Source organism: Streptomyces violens (genome assembly GCF_000717745.1).
In the GTDB taxonomy this organism is placed as follows: Bacteria; Actinomycetota; Actinomycetes; order Streptomycetales; family Streptomycetaceae; genus Streptomyces; species Streptomyces violens.
In genome coordinates this window covers 166,541-182,207 of record NZ_JOBH01000008.1, presented here as the reverse complement: position 1 = coordinate 182,207, position 15,667 = coordinate 166,541, and the positions used below count along the sequence as shown (strand labels likewise).

At 72.6% G+C, this 15,667-nt stretch carries 15 protein-coding genes; 3 read left to right on the top strand and 12 right to left on the bottom strand.

Features of this window, described 5'->3' with window-relative positions; genetic code table 11:
- Nucleotide 1: 1 nt before the first annotated feature.
- The 5 genes from IF04_RS0116985 to IF04_RS0116965 form a co-directional block, all read right to left on the bottom strand.
- Complete coding sequence (locus IF04_RS0116985) at nt 2–748, bottom strand: cupin domain-containing protein (protein ID WP_030257536.1); 747 nt, start codon at nt 746–748, stop codon at nt 2–4.
- Nucleotides 749–783: 35 nt separating this feature from the next.
- Entirely contained in the window at nt 784–1,719 is a 936-nt protein-coding gene (locus tag IF04_RS0116980; RefSeq protein WP_030257533.1) for a DUF6807 domain-containing protein, read from the bottom strand.
- Between the two features lie 8 nt (nt 1,720–1,727).
- Entirely contained in the window at nt 1,728–2,897 is a 1,170-nt protein-coding gene (locus IF04_RS0116975; protein ID WP_078600402.1) for a Gfo/Idh/MocA family protein, read from the bottom strand.
- Between the two features lie 130 nt (nt 2,898–3,027).
- Nucleotides 3,028–4,656: a phytoene desaturase family protein gene (locus tag IF04_RS0116970; RefSeq protein ID WP_030257527.1), complete on the bottom strand. Its 1,629-nt coding sequence runs from the start codon at nt 4,654–4,656 to the stop codon at nt 3,028–3,030.
- Between the two features lies 1 nt (nt 4,657).
- A complete protein-coding gene (locus IF04_RS0116965; RefSeq protein WP_030257524.1) occupies nt 4,658–5,131 on the bottom strand; it encodes an SRPBCC family protein in 474 nt (157 codons plus the stop codon).
- A 133-nt stretch (nt 5,132–5,264) separates the two neighbouring features.
- On the opposite strand from IF04_RS0116965, the gene IF04_RS0116960 reads away from it, so the two are divergent.
- A complete protein-coding gene (locus tag IF04_RS0116960) occupies nt 5,265–6,317 on the top strand; it encodes an SDR family oxidoreductase (protein ID WP_030257520.1) in 1,053 nt (350 codons plus the stop codon).
- Here IF04_RS0116960 and IF04_RS0116955 read toward each other — a convergent pair.
- The 6 genes from IF04_RS0116955 to IF04_RS0116930 form a co-directional block, all read right to left on the bottom strand.
- Nucleotides 6,250–7,725, bottom strand: coding sequence for an APC family permease (locus IF04_RS0116955; protein ID WP_030257516.1), 1,476 nt, complete (start codon nt 7,723–7,725; stop codon nt 6,250–6,252). The two genes, IF04_RS0116960 and IF04_RS0116955, sit on opposite strands and share 68 nt — an antisense overlap.
- Nucleotides 7,725–9,266, bottom strand: coding sequence for a GMC family oxidoreductase (locus tag IF04_RS0116950; RefSeq protein ID WP_030257512.1), 1,542 nt, complete (start codon nt 9,264–9,266; stop codon nt 7,725–7,727). The genes IF04_RS0116955 and IF04_RS0116950 overlap by 1 nt, the downstream gene beginning before the upstream one ends.
- A 39-nt stretch (nt 9,267–9,305) precedes the next feature.
- Entirely contained in the window at nt 9,306–10,772 is a 1,467-nt protein-coding gene (locus IF04_RS0116945; RefSeq protein WP_030257509.1) for an aldehyde dehydrogenase family protein, read from the bottom strand.
- 111 nt (nt 10,773–10,883) lie between these two features.
- The gene (locus IF04_RS0116940) at nt 10,884–11,729 is read right to left on the bottom strand and encodes a cytochrome c oxidase assembly protein (protein ID WP_030257506.1); all 846 of its coding nucleotides are present in this window, start codon (nt 11,727–11,729) and stop codon (nt 10,884–10,886) included.
- Nucleotides 11,729–12,277, bottom strand: a complete 549-nt coding sequence (locus tag IF04_RS0116935) for a DUF2243 domain-containing protein (RefSeq protein ID WP_030257503.1) — start codon at nt 12,275–12,277, stop codon at nt 11,729–11,731. The genes IF04_RS0116940 and IF04_RS0116935 overlap by 1 nt, the downstream gene beginning before the upstream one ends.
- Before the next feature lie 81 nt (nt 12,278–12,358).
- Entirely contained in the window at nt 12,359–12,940 is a 582-nt protein-coding gene (locus IF04_RS0116930; RefSeq protein ID WP_106975623.1) for an AAA family ATPase, read from the bottom strand.
- Between the two features lie 99 nt (nt 12,941–13,039).
- Here IF04_RS0116930 and IF04_RS0116925 point away from each other — a divergent pair, with 99 nt between their 5' ends.
- Together IF04_RS0116925 and IF04_RS0116920 are read left to right on the top strand one after the other, a co-directional pair.
- On the top strand, nt 13,040–13,834 hold the full coding sequence (locus IF04_RS0116925; protein ID WP_030257495.1) for an SDR family NAD(P)-dependent oxidoreductase: 795 nt from the start codon (nt 13,040–13,042) through the stop codon (nt 13,832–13,834).
- 112 nt (nt 13,835–13,946) lie between these two features.
- Nucleotides 13,947–15,011 (top strand): YihY/virulence factor BrkB family protein, encoded by a 1,065-nt coding sequence (locus tag IF04_RS0116920; RefSeq protein WP_078600400.1) that lies wholly within the window; start codon nt 13,947–13,949, stop codon nt 15,009–15,011.
- A 125-nt stretch (nt 15,012–15,136) separates the two neighbouring features.
- On the opposite strand, the gene IF04_RS0116915 is transcribed toward IF04_RS0116920, so the two are convergent.
- On the bottom strand, nt 15,137–15,538 hold the full coding sequence (locus IF04_RS0116915) for a hypothetical protein (protein WP_030257490.1): 402 nt from the start codon (nt 15,536–15,538) through the stop codon (nt 15,137–15,139).
- Between the last annotated feature and the right edge of the window lie 129 nt (nt 15,539–15,667).

Genomic DNA, 15,667 nt, shown 5'->3' with positions numbered 1-15,667 from the left:
CTCACTCCCCGTAGTACGGAAGCGTCGTGCCGGGCAGTTCGTACTCTTCGCGGCGGCCGCACATGCCGTACCCGCCGTGCCGGGTCGGCCGCGCGGACCGGACGCCGCCCTCGGCCAGATGCGCGGCGTCGCCCCCGGCGAGCGCGGTGAGCTGCTGCCCCGTCCGCTCGGCGGCGGCCAGCGCGCCTTCGCGCCAGCGCACCTTCCATCCCTCGACCTTGGGCGCGACGAGCCGGGCGGCCGCCTCGTGGAAGGCGCGCAGCGGCCCGTCGTCGCCGTCCGCCAGGGCGGTACGCAGCGTCTGGTACCCCTCGACGGCGAGGTCCCGGCGCTTGCGCGCACCGGCCTCCGCCTCGGGCCCCTCCTTCGCGGGCAGCGCGGCGGCAGCGGCGTACGCCGCCGGATCGGCCAGTACCTCGGGCGGGAAGGTGAAGACCGCGTCCCCGGCCTCCGGCAGCCCGCCGTTCTGCATCAGTACCGTCACCCGCAGCCCGTCGCCGTTGACCATGCGGTGCACGGTCCCCGGCGTGAACCAGGCGATCACGCCCGGCTCCAGCGGCGTCTCGCGGTAGCCGTCCGCGACGCTCAGCGTCTGTACGGCGCCCCGGCCCCCGGTGACGACGTATGCCTCCGTGCAGGCGAGGTGCAGATGCGGGCTGCCCCCGCACACGCCGTCGGCGGCCTCCCACTCATAGGCGCTGAGGTGCGACAGTCCGATACCGCCCGGCAGCGGCGCGTCCATGACCATGACCGGCTCCCTTCTTCAGTCCCTCGGTCCGTCCGTCACCAGGCCAGCGACTTCAGATGGGCTTCGATGCGGTGCGGCTCCCACGCACCATCGGCGACCAGCACTCGGTAGCGGTACGCGAAGGACTCGCCCGGTTCCAGCGCGAACTCCTCGAAGAACGCCCAGGAGAACGCGACGGACGGGATCGGCTCGGAGCGTACGAACCAGTGCGAGGCATGGACGGCGTCGGCGTTCTCCGGGGTGTGCGCGAAGGCAAGGGTGGCGTGCCCGTCCACGTCGTCGTGCTCGCCGACGACCGCGATCCACGGGTGCTCGGCGGCGGGCTTGCCCATCGTCTCCTGGTCGGTGCTCGGGCCGGCCGGGGTCAGCACCTGCGCACCGGTGAAGGCCCGGGGGCCGCGCCACTGCAGCCCGGTGTAGCCCGCCATCTCCCGCCCCGCAGTCGTCGGCGAACCGAAGCGCAGTGCCTCGTCCCGGACGTTGGTCAGCTGGATCGACCAGTCCAGCGCGTACGCGCCGGCCTCCGCGTCCACCGAGTGCACCGCGACCGTGCGACGCTCGCGCGCCCACTCCTGGCCGCCGTTCTCGACCCAGGTGAGCAATTCGGTGAAGTCCAGCCGGTCCTCGGCGGCCTCGAAGGTGTCGAAACCGTCGTGCCGCATGGAGCCGATCCGCTCGTGGAGCGGGAGGTAACCCTCCCCGTGCACATAGGAGTTGCCGCCCCAGAAGTTCTGGCCCGAAAGATGGCTCGCGGTCATCTGCAGACCCTTGTGCCAGCGGTGGTCGTTGGGCCGGTAGCCGCTGACCGTGTGCCCCGCGAGGGTGCGCAGCGGGTGCACGTACGGCTTGCGCGCCTCGAAGGCCACCGGGTCGGGCGCGTACACGTAGGACAGCAGCTCGGTGCCGCCGGCGGCGACCCGGATGCGCTCGCCGTGGGTGTGGGTGACGGTGATCGGCGTCGGTGCGCTCATCGCAGCGGTCACTGCTCCTTCGGTGCCCAGTCGGGGTGGTTGCCGTGCATGGCGTGGTAGTACGGGTCGTCCGGACCGATCTCGCCCGCGCCGACCGGCCGCCCGGTGAACGCCGACTTGTAGAGCGCGGCGAGGAATTCCAGCGTGCGGCGCGCCTCCGTGCCGCTGCCGGGCGGGCGGACGCCCTTCTCCATGGCGTCCAGGAAGCCGTCGAGCTGCGCGGCGTGCGAGCTGGGGATGTCGGCGGCCGGGGTGCGCCAGTGGGTGGTGCGCCGCTCGTCGTCGCGGGCGTGCACGGCCGGGGTGTAGGCCCAGTCGTCGTTGGAGTGCCCGTACAGATGCGTCAGTTCGACCGTGGCGTCCGCGCAGTCGATGCGGATGCGGCTCACCTCGTCGGGGCTGAGCACGCTGTTCACGACGGTGGCCATGGTGCCGTCGGCGAACCGGACGAGCGCGGTGGAGACGTCCTCGCTCTCCACGTCGTGCACCAGCCGGCCCGCCATCGCCCGTACCTCGGTCCAGTCGCCGAGCAGATGCAGCAGCAGATCCATCTGGTGGATGCCGTGGCCCATGGTCGGTCCGCCGCCCTCGGTGGCCCAGCGGCCGCGCCAGGGGACGGAGTAGTACGCGCGGTCCCGGTACCAGGTGGTCTGGCAGTGCGCGACCAGCGGCCGCCCCAGCTCCCCGGAGCGCAGCAGCTCGCGCGCGTGCACCGCGCCCGATCCGTACCGGTGCTGGAAGACGACGGAGGCGTACGGGCCGCCCGCCGCGCTCTCGTCGCCCTCGGCCGCCGCGATCGCGTCGTACTCGGCGAGGGAGAGGCACAGCGGCTTCTCGCAGAGCACCCAGGCACCCGCCCGCAGCGCGGCCGTTGCCTGCTCGGCGTGCAGGGCGGGCGGGGTGCCGAGGAGGACGAGGTCCGGGCGCTCGGCGGCGAGCATCTCGTCGAGATCGCCGTAGCCGTGCACCTCGTCGCCCGCCTGGTCGCGGAAGGCGGTGAGCCGTGCGGGATCGGTGTCGACGGCGGCCACCAGCCGTACGCGGCCGTGCAGTTCGCGCAGGGCCGGCAGGTGGCTGCCGGTGACGATGCCGCCGGTGCCGACGACTGCGGCGCGGACGGGGGAGATGGGGGTGGTGCGGGTGGTGGATGGCTGGGCGGGCGGTTCGGCAACGGGCATGCCGGGACAGCTCCCTCGGATAGAAAGCGCTTACCGGCTGGCGACACTAGGCCCGCGCCGCACGTCACGACAAGACCCCTGCAGCAAGGGAAGTTCGGCGGGACGAACGGTGGCCGAATCCTGGAACGCCTTACGTACGGTCCTTCTCGCCCCCGCGTCCCCGCCTGGCGAGCGCGCCCTGCGCCGTGGCGAGGAAGCGGGCCGGGCCGCCCGCGCGGAGGGCGGCGCGTGCCGCGTTCGCGCCGGGCGCGCCGTGCACCCCGCCGCCGGGGTGGGCGGACGCCGAGGCGAGGTAGAGGCCGGACACCGGTGTCTCCGGGCGGCCCGTGCCGGGCAGTGGCCGGAAGACGAGCTGCTGGTGCATGTTGGCGGTGCCGCCGTTGAGCGCGCCGCCGTGCAGACTGCCGTTCATGGCCTGCAGGGTGGGCGGCGCGAGGATGCGCCGGGCCCGGACACGGCCGCGGAAGCCGGGCGCGAACCGCTCCACCTGCTCCTCGATACGGTCGGCCATCGCCTCCTGCTCGCCCGGCCCCCAACGCCCCGTCAGATCGTCGGGCCCCGCGTCCCCCTGCACGGTCTGCGGCACATGGGTGTACGCCCACGCCGACTCCGTGCCGGCCGGCGAGCGGGTGGCGTCCGCCGTCGTCATCTGGCCGAACAGCGCGAACGGCCGGTCGGGCACCAGCCCCATCGCGATCTGCGCGGCGAACCGGGTCAACTCGTCGACGCCGTCGGCGAGATGGACCGTGCCGGCGCGGGCGGCCTGCGGCGCGGTCCACGGCACCGGGCCGTCCAGCGCCCAGTCGACCTTGAACGTCGCGAAGTCCCACTGGAAGCGGCGCAGATCGTCGAAGATCCGCGCCGGCAGGTGCCCGGCGCCGACCAGTTCCCGGTACAGGTCCGGTGCCGGCACGTCCGCCAGTACCGCCCGGCCGGCCGGCACCGTTTCGCCGCCCACCGTCCGCACCCCCACGGCGCGGCCGTGCCGCACGACGACCTCGGTGACCCGCTCCCCGCAGCGCACGGCGACGCCGCGTTCCGTCAGCCGGGTGACCAGCGCTTCGGTCAGCGCGCCCGAGCCGCCGACCGGCACCGGGAAGCCGACCGCCTGCCCGAGCATGGCCAGCAGCCAGCCGTATCCACCGCTGCCCGCCGCCTCCGGAGCCAGGTCCGCGTGGAGCGCGTTGCCCGCCAGCAGCAGCCGGCCGCCGTCGCCCGCGAACTCCTCCTCACCCAGCCGGCGTACCGGCAGTACCAGGCTGCGGGCCAGCCGCAGCCCGCCGGCGCCGCGCAGCCGGGCCGCCAGCCGGGCCCCGGCGCGCACCGGCGGGAACGGCGTGAACAGCGCCCGCATGATGTCCTCGCCGAGCCGGTCCCAGATGCGGCACAGGTGTTCCCACGCCTCGCCGTCCCCTGCCGCGAAGCCCGCCAGTCCGGCCGCGGTCGCCGCCCGGTCGCGGGCCAGCACCGCGCACCGGCCGTCGGTCAGCGGGTGCGCGAGGACGTGCGGCGCGTGGCTCCAGCGCAGCCCGGACCGGTACAGCTCCAGCCCGCGCACGACCGGCGAGGCGGCCGCGAGCGGGTAGAACGCGCTGAAGACGTCGCTGATGTAGTCCGGGTGGACGCCCCGGTCGCTGCGGACGGCGCCGCCGGGCTCGGGCTGCGCCTCCAGTACCGTGACGCTCCAGCCCGCGTCGGCGAGGAGGTTGGCGGCCACCAGGCCGTTGGGCCCCGCGCCGATCACCACCGCGTCGGGCATGTCACCGCCCCATCGCCCGCCCGGCCCCGGCCTCCGCGTCCCGGGGCAGCTCCTCGACCACCTTCGCGAGGCGCTTGAGCATGTTGCGGTGGCGCAGTTGGAGGAGGGCGTCGAAGGCGAAGTTGTGGAGCAGCCCGCCGTAGCCGCGCAGCGGGTGCTCATCCAGGATGACCAGCGTCTCCTCGCCCCAGGGCCGGATGTCCAGCGCGATCCGGGCCGAGCCGAGCGGATCGCAGTACGCCTCCAGCTCCAGCCACCGCGGCGGCTCGTGGCGCCGGACGACGGTACGGCCTGCCATCTCCCGGCTGCCCAGCCGCAGCGTGTAGCAGATGGAGGAGCCGACGTCCGGCCAGTGGCCGTCCTGCGGGTCGGAGTGCGAGGGGCCGACCACCCAGTCGCCGTACTGGGTGCAGTCCTCCAGGACCGCCCAAACGGCGGCCGGCTTCCGGGCGATGAGCTGGTGCCGAACGGCCATGGCGCACTCCATACGAGGTGACGGAGGGTGGTCGGTGGATGATCCGATATGTGTGCATTATGCCCGTCCGGGTACGTGTGGCGCGACAGCCACCACGGCCCGGTCCGCGGCCGTACATATGGAGGAGGCGGCCATGAAGACCCAGGGCGAGGGCGGTGTCGTGGTGATCACCGGCGCGTCGAGCGGCGTCGGGCGGGCGTGCGCCGAGGCGTTCGCGGCCCGCGGCTGGCACGTCGTACTGGCCGCGCGGCGCGCCGAGGAGCTGAACGAGGTCGCCCGCCGCTGCCGCCGGCGCGGCGCCGGGCGCGCGCTCCCCGTCCCCACCGAGGTGACCGACGCGGCCGCCGTGGACCGGCTCGCCGAGGAGGCTGTCGCGTCCTTCGGCCGGATCGACGTCTGGATCAACAACGCCGCCGTCGCCGCCTTCGGCGCGCTCGACGACATCCCGGCGGACGTCTGCCGCAAGGTGATCGACACCGACGTCATGGGCTATGTGTACGGAGCCCGCGCCGCGCTCACCGCGATGCGCCGCCAGGGCAGCGGCACCCTGATCAACGTCTCCTCGGTCGTCGGCGTCTCGCCGGTCCCGTACAACGCGCCCTACGCGCTGGCCAAGGCCGCCGTCCGCGCGCTGGGCACCAGCCTGCGCCAGGAACTGTGGCTGGAGGGCCACCGTGACGTGCACGTCTGCACGATGCTGCCCGCCACCATGGACACCCCGTTCTTCGAGAGCGCCGCCAACTACTCGGGCCGCAAGGTCCTCCCGATGGCCCCCGTCTACACCCCCGAACGGGCGGCCCGGAAGGCGCTCCGGCTGGCCCGCTCGCCGCGCCGCGAGGCGTACGTCGGCCCCGCCGCCGCATTCCTGGCCCTCCAGACGAAACTCGCGCCGCGCCTGATGGAGAAGGCCCTGGCGTACCAGATGAACCGCGCACACCTGTCCCGCACCGAAACGGCCCCGGACACGGTGGGCAGCGTGCCGCACCCGCTGCCGGGCGGCGCCGTCCGCGGCGGCTGGGCCGGCGGCCGCCGCACGGCGGGCCGCCGCCTGGCCACGGCGGCGGTGCTGACGGGCGCCGCCTACGCCGCCCTCCGGGTGACAGCCGGCCGCCCGCCTCTCAGCGCCGCGACTCCGGGATCGCGTCCCCGCACGGTGCGTCGCTGCGCCCGTAATGGTGCGTGGTGAACATGTAGACCAGGCCCACCAGGACGACGACGCCGCCGCACAGCAGCACGATGTAGTTGTCGTACCAGGCGGCCTCGGGCGTGCGAGCCCAGCAGATGTTGACGATGGCGAAGATGCCGTACGCCAGCGCCCCGGCGTTCACCACCAGGCCCCAGCGGCCGAGCCGGTACTCGCCGCTCGGCTTCCAGCCCTTCAGCCGGGCGCGCAGTGCGGCCAGTACCACCATCTGGAACGAGGCGTAGATGCCCAGGATCGCGAACGACACGATCTTGGTGAGCGCGTCCTCCGACACCAGGGAGCCGAAGGCGATGATCGTCGGGATGACGGCCGACACGAAGAGGGCCCAGCCCGGCACCGCCCTGGCGTGCGCGAACTTCCGCAGCAGCCGGTGTCCGACGATCATCTGGTCGCGCGCGTACGAGTAGATCAGCCGGCCGGCCGCCGCCTGGAGGCTGATCGTGCAGGAGAGGAAGGAGATGAGGACCACGGCCATCACCAGCCGGGCCCCGACCTCGCCCAGCACGTCGTACAGCAGGTTCACCACCGGGTCGGTGTCCTTGCCGGAGATCACCGCGCGGTAGTCGGTGACGGAGAGCAGGAGGGAAAGACAGGTGAAGGTGGCCGCCGCGCCGCCCACGTAGATCGTGCGGCGCATCGCCTTCGGAATCACCCGGCCCGGATGCGCGACCTCCTCGGCGGTGTCCCCGCACGCCTCGAAGCCGTAGTACTGGTAGAAGCCGATGATCGCGGCCGCCAGGAACACCGGCAGATAGCTGCCGTCGCCCTCGGTGTTGTACGTGTCGAAGATGACGCCGAGGTTGTGCTCGCGGTGGGTGGCCAGCAGGTAGATGCCGACGATCAGCGCGCCGATCAGCTCCGCGCCGAACCCGATCACGGCCGCCGCCGAAAGCGCCCTCGTACCGGCGTAGTTGATGAGCACGGCGACGATGATGAGGACCACCGTGCACAGGACGGTGGTGTGGACCGTTGGCTTGAAGCCGATGAGGATGGCGATGTACGGGCCCGCTCCGTACGCCACGGATGTGATCGTGACCAGCAGCGCCCACATGTAGACCCAGCCGGTCATCCACGCCCAGCGCTTGCCCCACAGGTGCCGGGCCCACGGGTAGACCCCGCCCGCGATGGGGAACTGGGCCACGACCTCGCCGAAGACCAGGGCGACCAGGAACTGTCCGCAGCCGGCCAGCACGAACGCCCACACCATCGGCGGACCGCCCTCGCCGAGCGCGGTGGCGAAGAGGGTGTAGGTGCTGACGACGGGGGAGAGGTAGGTGAAGCCGAGTGCGAAGTTCGCCCACGGGCCCATGTCCTTGCGGAATTCCGAGCCGGGGATGGACCCGTCGCCGCTCTCGCTCCCGCCGTCGGCCGGGGTGTTCGCCGTCGTCATCACCGACCGCCTCCGCCCGTGCCCCGGAGCAGGTCCGCCGCCCGTTCGGCCGCCAGCAGGACCGTCACCATCGGGTTGATCGTCGGCATCGTCGGGAAGAGGGAGGCGTCCACGACGCGGATGCCGTCCAGTCCGCGCACCCGGAGCTGGGGATCGAGGACGGCCATGGGGTCGTCGTCGCCGCCCATCTTGCAGGTGCCCGCCGGGTGGTACACGGTGTGCGCGGCCCGGCGCCCGTACTCGGACAGCGCCGCGTCCGAGGTGACATCGGGGCCTGGCGCCACCTCCCGCTTGAGCCAGTCCCGCAGCGGAGGAGTCGCCGCCACCTCGCGCGCCACCTTCAGCCCGTCCACGATCGTCTTCTCGTCGTGCCCGTCCGGATCGGTGAAGTACTGGAAATCCAGCGCCGGTTTCTCCGCCGGGTCCGCGCTGCGCAGCCACATCCGGCCCACAGAGCGGGCCCGCGGCACGTTCGGCGTCATGCACACGCCGTGCTCCAGCGCCGGATAGCCCAGCCGCTCCGTGTTGACGGTGAACGGCACCTGGTAGAAGTGGAACATCAGGTCGGGGCGCGGTCCGCCGTCCGGGTCGCGGCGCAGGAACAGCCCGGCGTCGGAATCCATCGCCGAGTTGGGCGGCAGCGGTCCCTCCGTCTCCCAGAGGATCACCGACTCCGGGTGGTCGAGCAGGTTCTCGCCCACGCCCGGCAGATCCGCCCGTACCTTGATGCCCAGCCCGCGCAGCTGGTCCGCCGGGCCGATGCCGGACAGCATCAGCAGCCGCGGCGTGTCGATCGCGCCCGCGCACAGCAGCAGTTCCCGCTGCGCCCGCAGCGTCGTCTCCGTGCCGCCCGCCGACCGCACGCGTACGCACGTCATCCGGCCGTCCCCGTCCGGCACCACCTCGTACGCCCAGGTCTCCAGCTTCAACGTGAGGTTCGGCCGGTCCAGGACCGGGTGGAGGTACGCCACCGACGCAGACGACCGCTTGTTGCCCTCCGCCTCGTACGCCAGCGAGAAGAAGCCCACCCCGTCCGCGAACGGGCGTGCATTGAAGTCCTCGACCACCGGCACGCCCAGCGCGGCCGCCGCGGCCGTAACGAAGTCCTTCGCGATCGGATTGCGGTCCTGCTCCGCCACCGGGACGATGCGGTTCTGCAGCCGGTCGCGGTACGGCAGCACCGTCGCCGCGTCCCAGCCGGTACAGCCCAGCGCCGCCCACTCGTCCATGTCCTCCGGCAGCGGCAGAAAGCTGATCAGGGTGTTGTGCGAGGAACAGCCGCCCAGCACGCGCGCCCGCGAGTGCAGGATGTGCGAATTGCCGCGCGGCTGCTCCACGGTCGTGTAGCCGTAGTCGTACTCCGAGTCCAGCAGATTGATCCAGTTGCGCAGCCGCAGGATCTTCTCGTCGCCCACATCGCTGGGCCCGCCCTCGACCACGCACACCCGGCACTCGGGATCCTCGGTCAGCCGCGCCGCCAGCACGCAACCCGCCGTCCCACCGCCCACAATGACGTAGTCGAACTCCGTACCGTCGCCCATGCCCCGCTCCTCACTCCCTCCGGTCGCCACGCCCGCGCCTCAGCCCTTGAACCAGCCGGACGGGGCCGGCTTGAGGTTCTGGTAGATGTGCTTGGCCTCCTGGTACTCGCGCAGCCCGGTCGGGCCGAGCTCGCGCCCGACGCCGGAGTGGCCAAACCCGCCCCACTCGGCCTGCGGCACGTACGGATGGAAGTCGTTGATCCAGACGGTGCCGTGCCGCAGCCGCTGCGCCACCCGCTGCGCCCGGCTCGCGTCACTGGTCCACACCGCGCCCGCCAGCCCGTACTTGGTGTCATTGGCGAGCCGCACCGCGTCCTCCTCGTCCCGGAACCGCTCGACCGTGACCACCGGGCCGAACACCTCCTCCTGCACGATCCGCATCGACCGGTCGCAGTCCGCGTAGATCGTCGGCAGCACGAAGAAGCCGCGGGAGAGCTCGGGGTCGTCCGGGCGGCGCCCGCCGCACACCAGCCGCGCGCCCTCGTTGCGGGCGACCTCCAGATAGCCCTCCACCTTCTCGCGGTGCTCGGCGGAGCTGAGCGGCCCGCTCTCGGTGTCCTCGTTCATGCCGTTGCCGAGCCGGATGCGCCGCGCGCGATCGGCCAGCGCCTCGACGAACCGGTCGTACAGCCCTTCCTGCACGAGCAGCCGCGACCCGGCCGAACACACCTGCCCGGAGTGCAGGAAGGAGGCATCCAGCGCGTAATCCACCGCCGCGTCGAAGTCGCAGTCCTCGAAGATCACATTGGGGTTCTTGCCACCCAGCTCCAGCGCGATGTTCTTCACGTCGGCCGCGGCGCCCGCCATGATCGTGCGGCCGGTGGCCAGCCCGCCGGTGAAGGACACCATGTCCACGTCCGGGTGCTGGGTCATCGCGGCGCCGACCGTCGAGCCCGGGCCGAGGACCAGGTTCGCCACTCCGGGCGGCGTGCCCGCCTCCTCCAGCAGCCGGAACAGGATGATCGTCGTCAGCGGAGTCGTCTCGCTCGGCTTCAGGACGAAGGTGTTGCCCGCCGCGAGCGCCGGTGCCACCTTCCAGGTCGCCTGGAGCAGCGGATAGTTCCACGGCGCGATCAGCGCGCACACCCCGACCGGCTGGTACACCACCCGGCTCAGCACGTCCGGGCCGACGTCCACCACCCGCCCGCCGTCCTTGTCGGCGATCTCGGCGAAGTACCGGAAGGCGTTCGCGATGTCCTCGATGTCGAGCCGGGACTCCGCGATCGTCTTGCCGGTGTCCCGCGTCTCCGTGCGGGCGATGTCCTCCAGGTCGCGCAGCAGCAGCTCGTACACCCGGTGCAGGACGTCGGCGCGGCTCCGGGTCGCGGCGTTCGCCCACTCGCCCTCGTCGAACGCGCGCCGGGCGGCCCGCACCGCCCGGTCGACGTCCGTACCGTCCGCGTCGTCGACGGTCGTCACCACGGAGGCGTCGAACGGATTGACCACGTCACGCCGGCCGCCCGCCGCCGCCCCCGTCCACTCACCATCGATGTACAGGTCAGCCATCTGCTGGTCTCCTCGCTCCCCGTCACTCCGGGGCCGTACGCCGGGGCCTGGACCCGCACCATCGTCCTGAGTCGGCGGCGGCGAGCGGCGGGGCGCACCGAAGGGACCCGGCTAGGGCGGGGAAAGTGACTCGGTCGGGCTAAGCCGTGCGGCGGCCGGGCGGCGCACGCCGCGGGCCGGGCGCCAGGTGGCGACCAATGCGCCGGCCAGCAGCAGCTCGGCGAGGTCGCCGCCGTAGTACATGAGCTCCGCGCCGCCCCGCACCTGCTCGACCGGCGCGTGCACGCCGATGAGGAAGCCGCCGTACAGGAGCTGCGAGAACGTCGCATGGAGGGCAACGGCCACGCCCAGCAGGACCAGCCGGGCCGGCACGCCCGGCCGCGCCGGAGCGGGGTCCGGCCCGGCCACGACCCAGGCGAAGAGGCAGCCCGAGAGCAGGAAGTGCGCGTGCACGAGCCAGTGCAGCGCGGGGCGCGCCGCGGTCGCGTCGTACAGCGGGGTGCCGTACAGGAGGGCCAGCGAGCCGGTGCTCAGCAGCAGCGCGGTGACCGGGTGGGCCACCAGCCGCAGCGGGCGGCTGTGCAGCAGGCCGGTCAGCCGCCGGGCGCGGCGCGGCGGCAGCGTCCGCAGCAGCAGCGTCACCGGCGCACCGAGGACCAGCGCGAGCGGCGCGTACATCCCGATCAGCAGATGCTGGGCCATATGGCCGCGGAAGTCCCCGTGCGCGAACGCCCCCAACGGCGGCAGCAGCGCCCCGGCGGCCAGCGCGCAGCCCGCCAGAAAGCTCGCGGTGCGCCAGGGGCTCCAGGCCTTCGCGGCCGGGCGCCGGGCGGTCCGCTGTACGAGCAGCAGATAGGCGGCGGCGAGCAGGACCAGCAGGCCCACGGCCACCACCGTCGGGAGCGGACCGCCGGGCAGCGGATGCCCGCCCCCGGTGTGATGCTCATGACCACCCATCAGGCACCCCGTTCAGGAGCGCGTCCAGGGTCGAAGGCCCGGCCGCTGCGCTGGAGCGCCCAGCCCCCGAGGAGCAGCAGCGCCCCCAGCACCAGGAAGCCGATGTCCCACCAGACCTGGTACGGCCCTCCGTGCACGTGGTGGATGCCGAGGATCTGATGGTCCAGCACCCCCTCGACGAGGTTGAACAGCCCCCAGCCCGCCAGGACCCAGCCCCACAGCACCCGCGAGCCCCACACCCGCCGCCGCCCGTGCGTGACCCGGGAGTACAGCAGGGCCAGCCCGATGAGCACCGCGAGCCAGCACACGGTATGGAAGATGCCGTCCCACACGGTGTTCATCCGCAACCCGGACACCGTATGGGCCGAGTAGTACTTCACCCCGATCCGGTCCGTGTTGGTGCTGGTCAGCATGTGGTGCCACTGCAGGAGCTGGTGCAGCAGAATGCCGTCGACGAACCCGCCGAGGCCCACGCCCAGCACGATCCCCGGCAACCGGATGCTGCGGGGATCCGGCCCTGCCCGTACCTCGCCCGTGGTGGTGGCCATACGGTCACTCCTTCCGATCCGACGCCTCGTCCCCGGTTCCTGATACCGGCCCCCGTACCGGTTCCCGCGGCCGCCCGTCCCTCACTCGGCCGGCGCGAACCCGTCCACCATCCGCAGCACGGACCGCACCCGCTCCTCGACCGGCGCGCGCTCCAGCTCGACCGGCTCGTAGCCGTACTCCGCATACGTCTCGACCATCACCCGGTACGTCCGCTCCGCCTCCTCCGGCGACTGCTTCCGCTCGGCGTCCGCCGCGTAGATCTCCGGCCAGAAGGGCGCGACGCACACGCGGCGGTGGTACCGGTACGTCTGCGCGGCGGCGTGCACGTGGGCGGGTACGGGGAGCCCCTCCAGCCGGAGGTAGCCGACGATGTCGGGGAGGCCGCGGTCGAAGAAGACGTGCGGAGCCCCGGAGGCCGCGGCGAGCCGGTACGAGCGCAGCTCCCAGCTCAGCATCAGCTCGGCGAACAGCTCCCGGTCGGCCCAGGGCAGCCCCCGTCCGCCGACGGCCACCTGATCCCGGATCACACCCCGGCCCGCCTCCTCCGACCGGGCGTACCCGAGCGCCGCCAGCCGCTCGATGAGCGTGCTCTTCCCGGCGCCGGGGCCGCCGGTGAGGACGAGGAAACGGTCGGAGTCGGGGGATGCGGGGACGGACGACATGGCGGACACCTTTCGTGCGGTGATGGGTGGGAGAGGGGGGAGCGTGGCAGCCTGCAAGGCACAGGCAGATCAGGAAGCGGCGGGAAACGGAGCACACCCATGCAGCTCGACCTGTCAGGACGGACCGCGCTGGTCACCGGATCGACGCAGGGGATCGGGGCGGCGATCGCCGCGGGGCTCGCGCGGTCGGGGGCGCGGGTCGGGGTGAATGGGCGGAACGCCGGGCGGGTCGAGGAGGCCGTGGCGCGGCTCGGGGAGGAGGTGCCCGGCGGGGAATTCGTCGCGGCGACCGCCGATGTGACCACCGAAGAGGGCACCGCCGGGCTGGCGGAGGCGCTGCCGGAGGTGGACATTCTCGTCAACAACCTCGGCATCTTCGGCGCACAGGATCCCCTGGAGATCAGCGACGCGGAGTGGCGGCGCTACTTCGAGGTGAACGTGCTGGCCGCGGTCCGGCTCACCCGAACATACCTGCCCGGCATGACCGGGCGCGGCTGGGGCCGCATCCAGTACATCGCCAGCGACTCGGCGGTGGTGATCCCCGCCGAGATGATCCACTACGGCATGTCGAAGACCGCCCTGCTCGCCGTGGGCCGCGGCTTCGCGAAGCAGGCGGCCGGCACCGGCGTCACCGTCAACTCCGTCATCGCCGGGCCGACGCACACCGGCGGCGTGCGGGACTTCGTGTACGAGCTGGTGGACCGCGACCTGCCGTGGGACGAGGCGCAGCGCGTCTTCATGCGGGAGCACCGCCCGCAGTCGCTCCTGCAGCGGCTGATCGAGCCGGAGGAGATCGCCCATATGGTCGTCTATCTGAGTTCCGAGCAGGCGTCGGCGACCACCGGCGGTGCCGTCCGGGTCGACGGCGGTTACGTGGACTCGATCCTGCCGTGAGCGGTACGGGCGCGGTCCGGGGCACTCCATACGGACCAGTCCGGCGGGCGGGGTGCCGTTCGGGCGGGTGAGGCTGGGTATCCGATCACCCGCTTCGGAAGGTGCTGTACCCATGCGAGGGCATCAGCGAGACGAAAACCACGATGGTGGCGGCGGCGGAGCGAGCGCCGGTGGGGGCGCCAGTGCCGGGGCCGGTGCAGGCGCCGGGGCCGGAGCCGGCGCGGGCGCCGGCGGCAGGGCCGGTGCCGGTGGCCACCACCGGGCGCCCAAGGGCCCGGGCGATCTGCCCAAGGCGTCGTGGACGGCGGTGCTGAAGCGCACCGCGAAGGAGTTCAAGAAGGACAACCTCACCGACCTGGCCGCCGCCCTCACGTACTACGGCGTGCTCGCGATCTTCCCGGCCCTGCTGGCCCTGGTGTCGATCCTGGGCCTGATGGGCAGCGGGACGCTTCAGCCGATGATCGACAACGTCGGCAAGTTCGCGCCGGGCGCCGCCCGTGACGTCATCACCAACATGCTCAAACAGATGCAGGGCAGCGGGGGCAAGGCCGGCATCGCCCTGGTCATCGGCATCATCGTCGCCCTGTGGTCGGCCTCCGGCTACATCGCGGCCTTCATGCGCGCCTCGAACGCCGTGTACGACATCGGCGAGGGCCGGCCGGCGTGGAAGATCCTGCCGACCCGCTTCCTCATCACCCTCGTGACGGTCGTCCTCCTCGCGGTCATCTCCGTGGCCGTGGTGTTCACCGGCTCGCTGGCGCAGAAGGCCGGGGACGTCATCGGGCTCGGCAGCACCGCGATCACGGTGTGGAACATCGCCAAGTGGCCCGTGATGGTGATCCTGGTGAGCTTCATCATCGCGCTGCTGTACTGGGCGGCCCCCAACGTCAAGCGCAGGTTCCGCTGGGTCACCCCCGGCAGCCTGCTCGCCGTGCTGCTCTGGCTGGTCGTCTCGGCGCTCTTCGCCCTCTACGTCGCCAACTTCGGCAGCTACAACAAGACCTACGGCAGCCTCGCCGGGATCATCATCTTCCTGGTGTGGCTGTGGATCTCCAACCTCGCCATCCTGCTCGGGCTGGAATTCAACGCCGAAATGGAGCGGAGCCGCGCCCTGGAAGCCGGGCATCCCCGGGACGAGGAGCCGTACGTCGAACCGCGCGACACCCGGAAGCTCTGAGCGAGCCCCGCCTACGCACCCGGCGGAGGACCGCCTCCGCCGTGCTGCGGTGCCGGGCCCGGCCCCTCGCGGAACCGGGCCCTGTGCCGCTTTACCGGCGGCTCGCCTCCTCCCCTTCCGCGCGGTCAGTCCTTCTTCTTGGTGGCCTGCTCGGAGCCGTCAGCGCGCTCCGACTCCGGCTGTTCGGCCGGTTCCTGCCGCCCCGAGCGCCGCAACAGGACGGTCGCGCCGCCGACGGCCAGCGCCACCGGCCACTCCAGCGCCCCGGCGACGGCCAGCGCGCCCAGCCCGCCGTAGTACAGGAGTTCCCTGGCAGGCGGCAGTGGCGGCAGCCAGTCACCGGCCGTCCGTGCGTTGTTCACCACGTCCCCCGGCGTGAAGTAGGGGACGTGCAGCGGGGCACGGACATCGAGGGTGTGCACGCTCAGGCCCTGCTTACTGCGGTGGACGTGCGTGTCCTCGGTGGTGTCCGGCGGGGCGGTCCGTTTCGCAGCGGTTTTCCGCGTGCTTTCAGCTGTACTGGGCATCCCAACTCCTCGTTTGGCCCGAGTACGGTGTGCTGTGCGTACTCCATTCTGGCGCGTCCGGCGACGCGTCGGGGCATCGGATCGAGGCGGGCGGGCACCGGCTTCGGGGGGCCGGGTGCCGGGAGGCGG

Excerpts from the sequence above, each read along its gene's own strand:
- IF04_RS0116980 (WP_030257533.1), bottom strand. The coding sequence starts at position 1,719 with ATGAGCGCACCGACGCCGATCACCGTCACCCACACCCACGGCGAGCGC.
- IF04_RS0116935 (WP_030257503.1), bottom strand. The coding sequence starts at position 12,277 with ATGGCCACCACCACGGGCGAGGTACGGGCAGGGCCGGATCCCCGCAGC.
- IF04_RS0116955 (WP_030257516.1), bottom strand. The coding sequence starts at position 7,725 with ATGACGACGGCGAACACCCCGGCCGACGGCGGGAGCGAGAGCGGCGAC.
- IF04_RS0116920 (WP_078600400.1), top strand. The coding sequence starts at position 13,947 with ATGCGAGGGCATCAGCGAGACGAAAACCACGATGGTGGCGGCGGCGGA.
- IF04_RS0116960 (WP_030257520.1), top strand. The coding sequence starts at position 5,265 with ATGAAGACCCAGGGCGAGGGCGGTGTCGTGGTGATCACCGGCGCGTCG.
- IF04_RS0116965 (WP_030257524.1), bottom strand. The coding sequence starts at position 5,131 with ATGGCCGTTCGGCACCAGCTCATCGCCCGGAAGCCGGCCGCCGTTTGG.
- IF04_RS0116950 (WP_030257512.1), bottom strand. The coding sequence starts at position 9,266 with ATGGGCGACGGTACGGAGTTCGACTACGTCATTGTGGGCGGTGGGACG.
- IF04_RS0116985 (WP_030257536.1), bottom strand. The coding sequence starts at position 748 with ATGGTCATGGACGCGCCGCTGCCGGGCGGTATCGGACTGTCGCACCTC.
- IF04_RS0116915 (WP_030257490.1), bottom strand. The coding sequence starts at position 15,538 with ATGCCCAGTACAGCTGAAAGCACGCGGAAAACCGCTGCGAAACGGACC.
- IF04_RS0116925 (WP_030257495.1), top strand. The coding sequence starts at position 13,040 with ATGCAGCTCGACCTGTCAGGACGGACCGCGCTGGTCACCGGATCGACG.
- IF04_RS0116970 (WP_030257527.1), bottom strand. The coding sequence starts at position 4,656 with ATGCCCGACGCGGTGGTGATCGGCGCGGGGCCCAACGGCCTGGTGGCC.
- IF04_RS0116945 (WP_030257509.1), bottom strand. The coding sequence starts at position 10,772 with ATGGCTGACCTGTACATCGATGGTGAGTGGACGGGGGCGGCGGCGGGC.
- IF04_RS0116940 (WP_030257506.1), bottom strand. The coding sequence starts at position 11,729 with ATGGGTGGTCATGAGCATCACACCGGGGGCGGGCATCCGCTGCCCGGC.
- IF04_RS0116930 (WP_106975623.1), bottom strand. The coding sequence starts at position 12,940 with ATGTCGTCCGTCCCCGCATCCCCCGACTCCGACCGTTTCCTCGTCCTC.
- IF04_RS0116975 (WP_078600402.1), bottom strand. The coding sequence starts at position 2,897 with ATGCCCGTTGCCGAACCGCCCGCCCAGCCATCCACCACCCGCACCACC.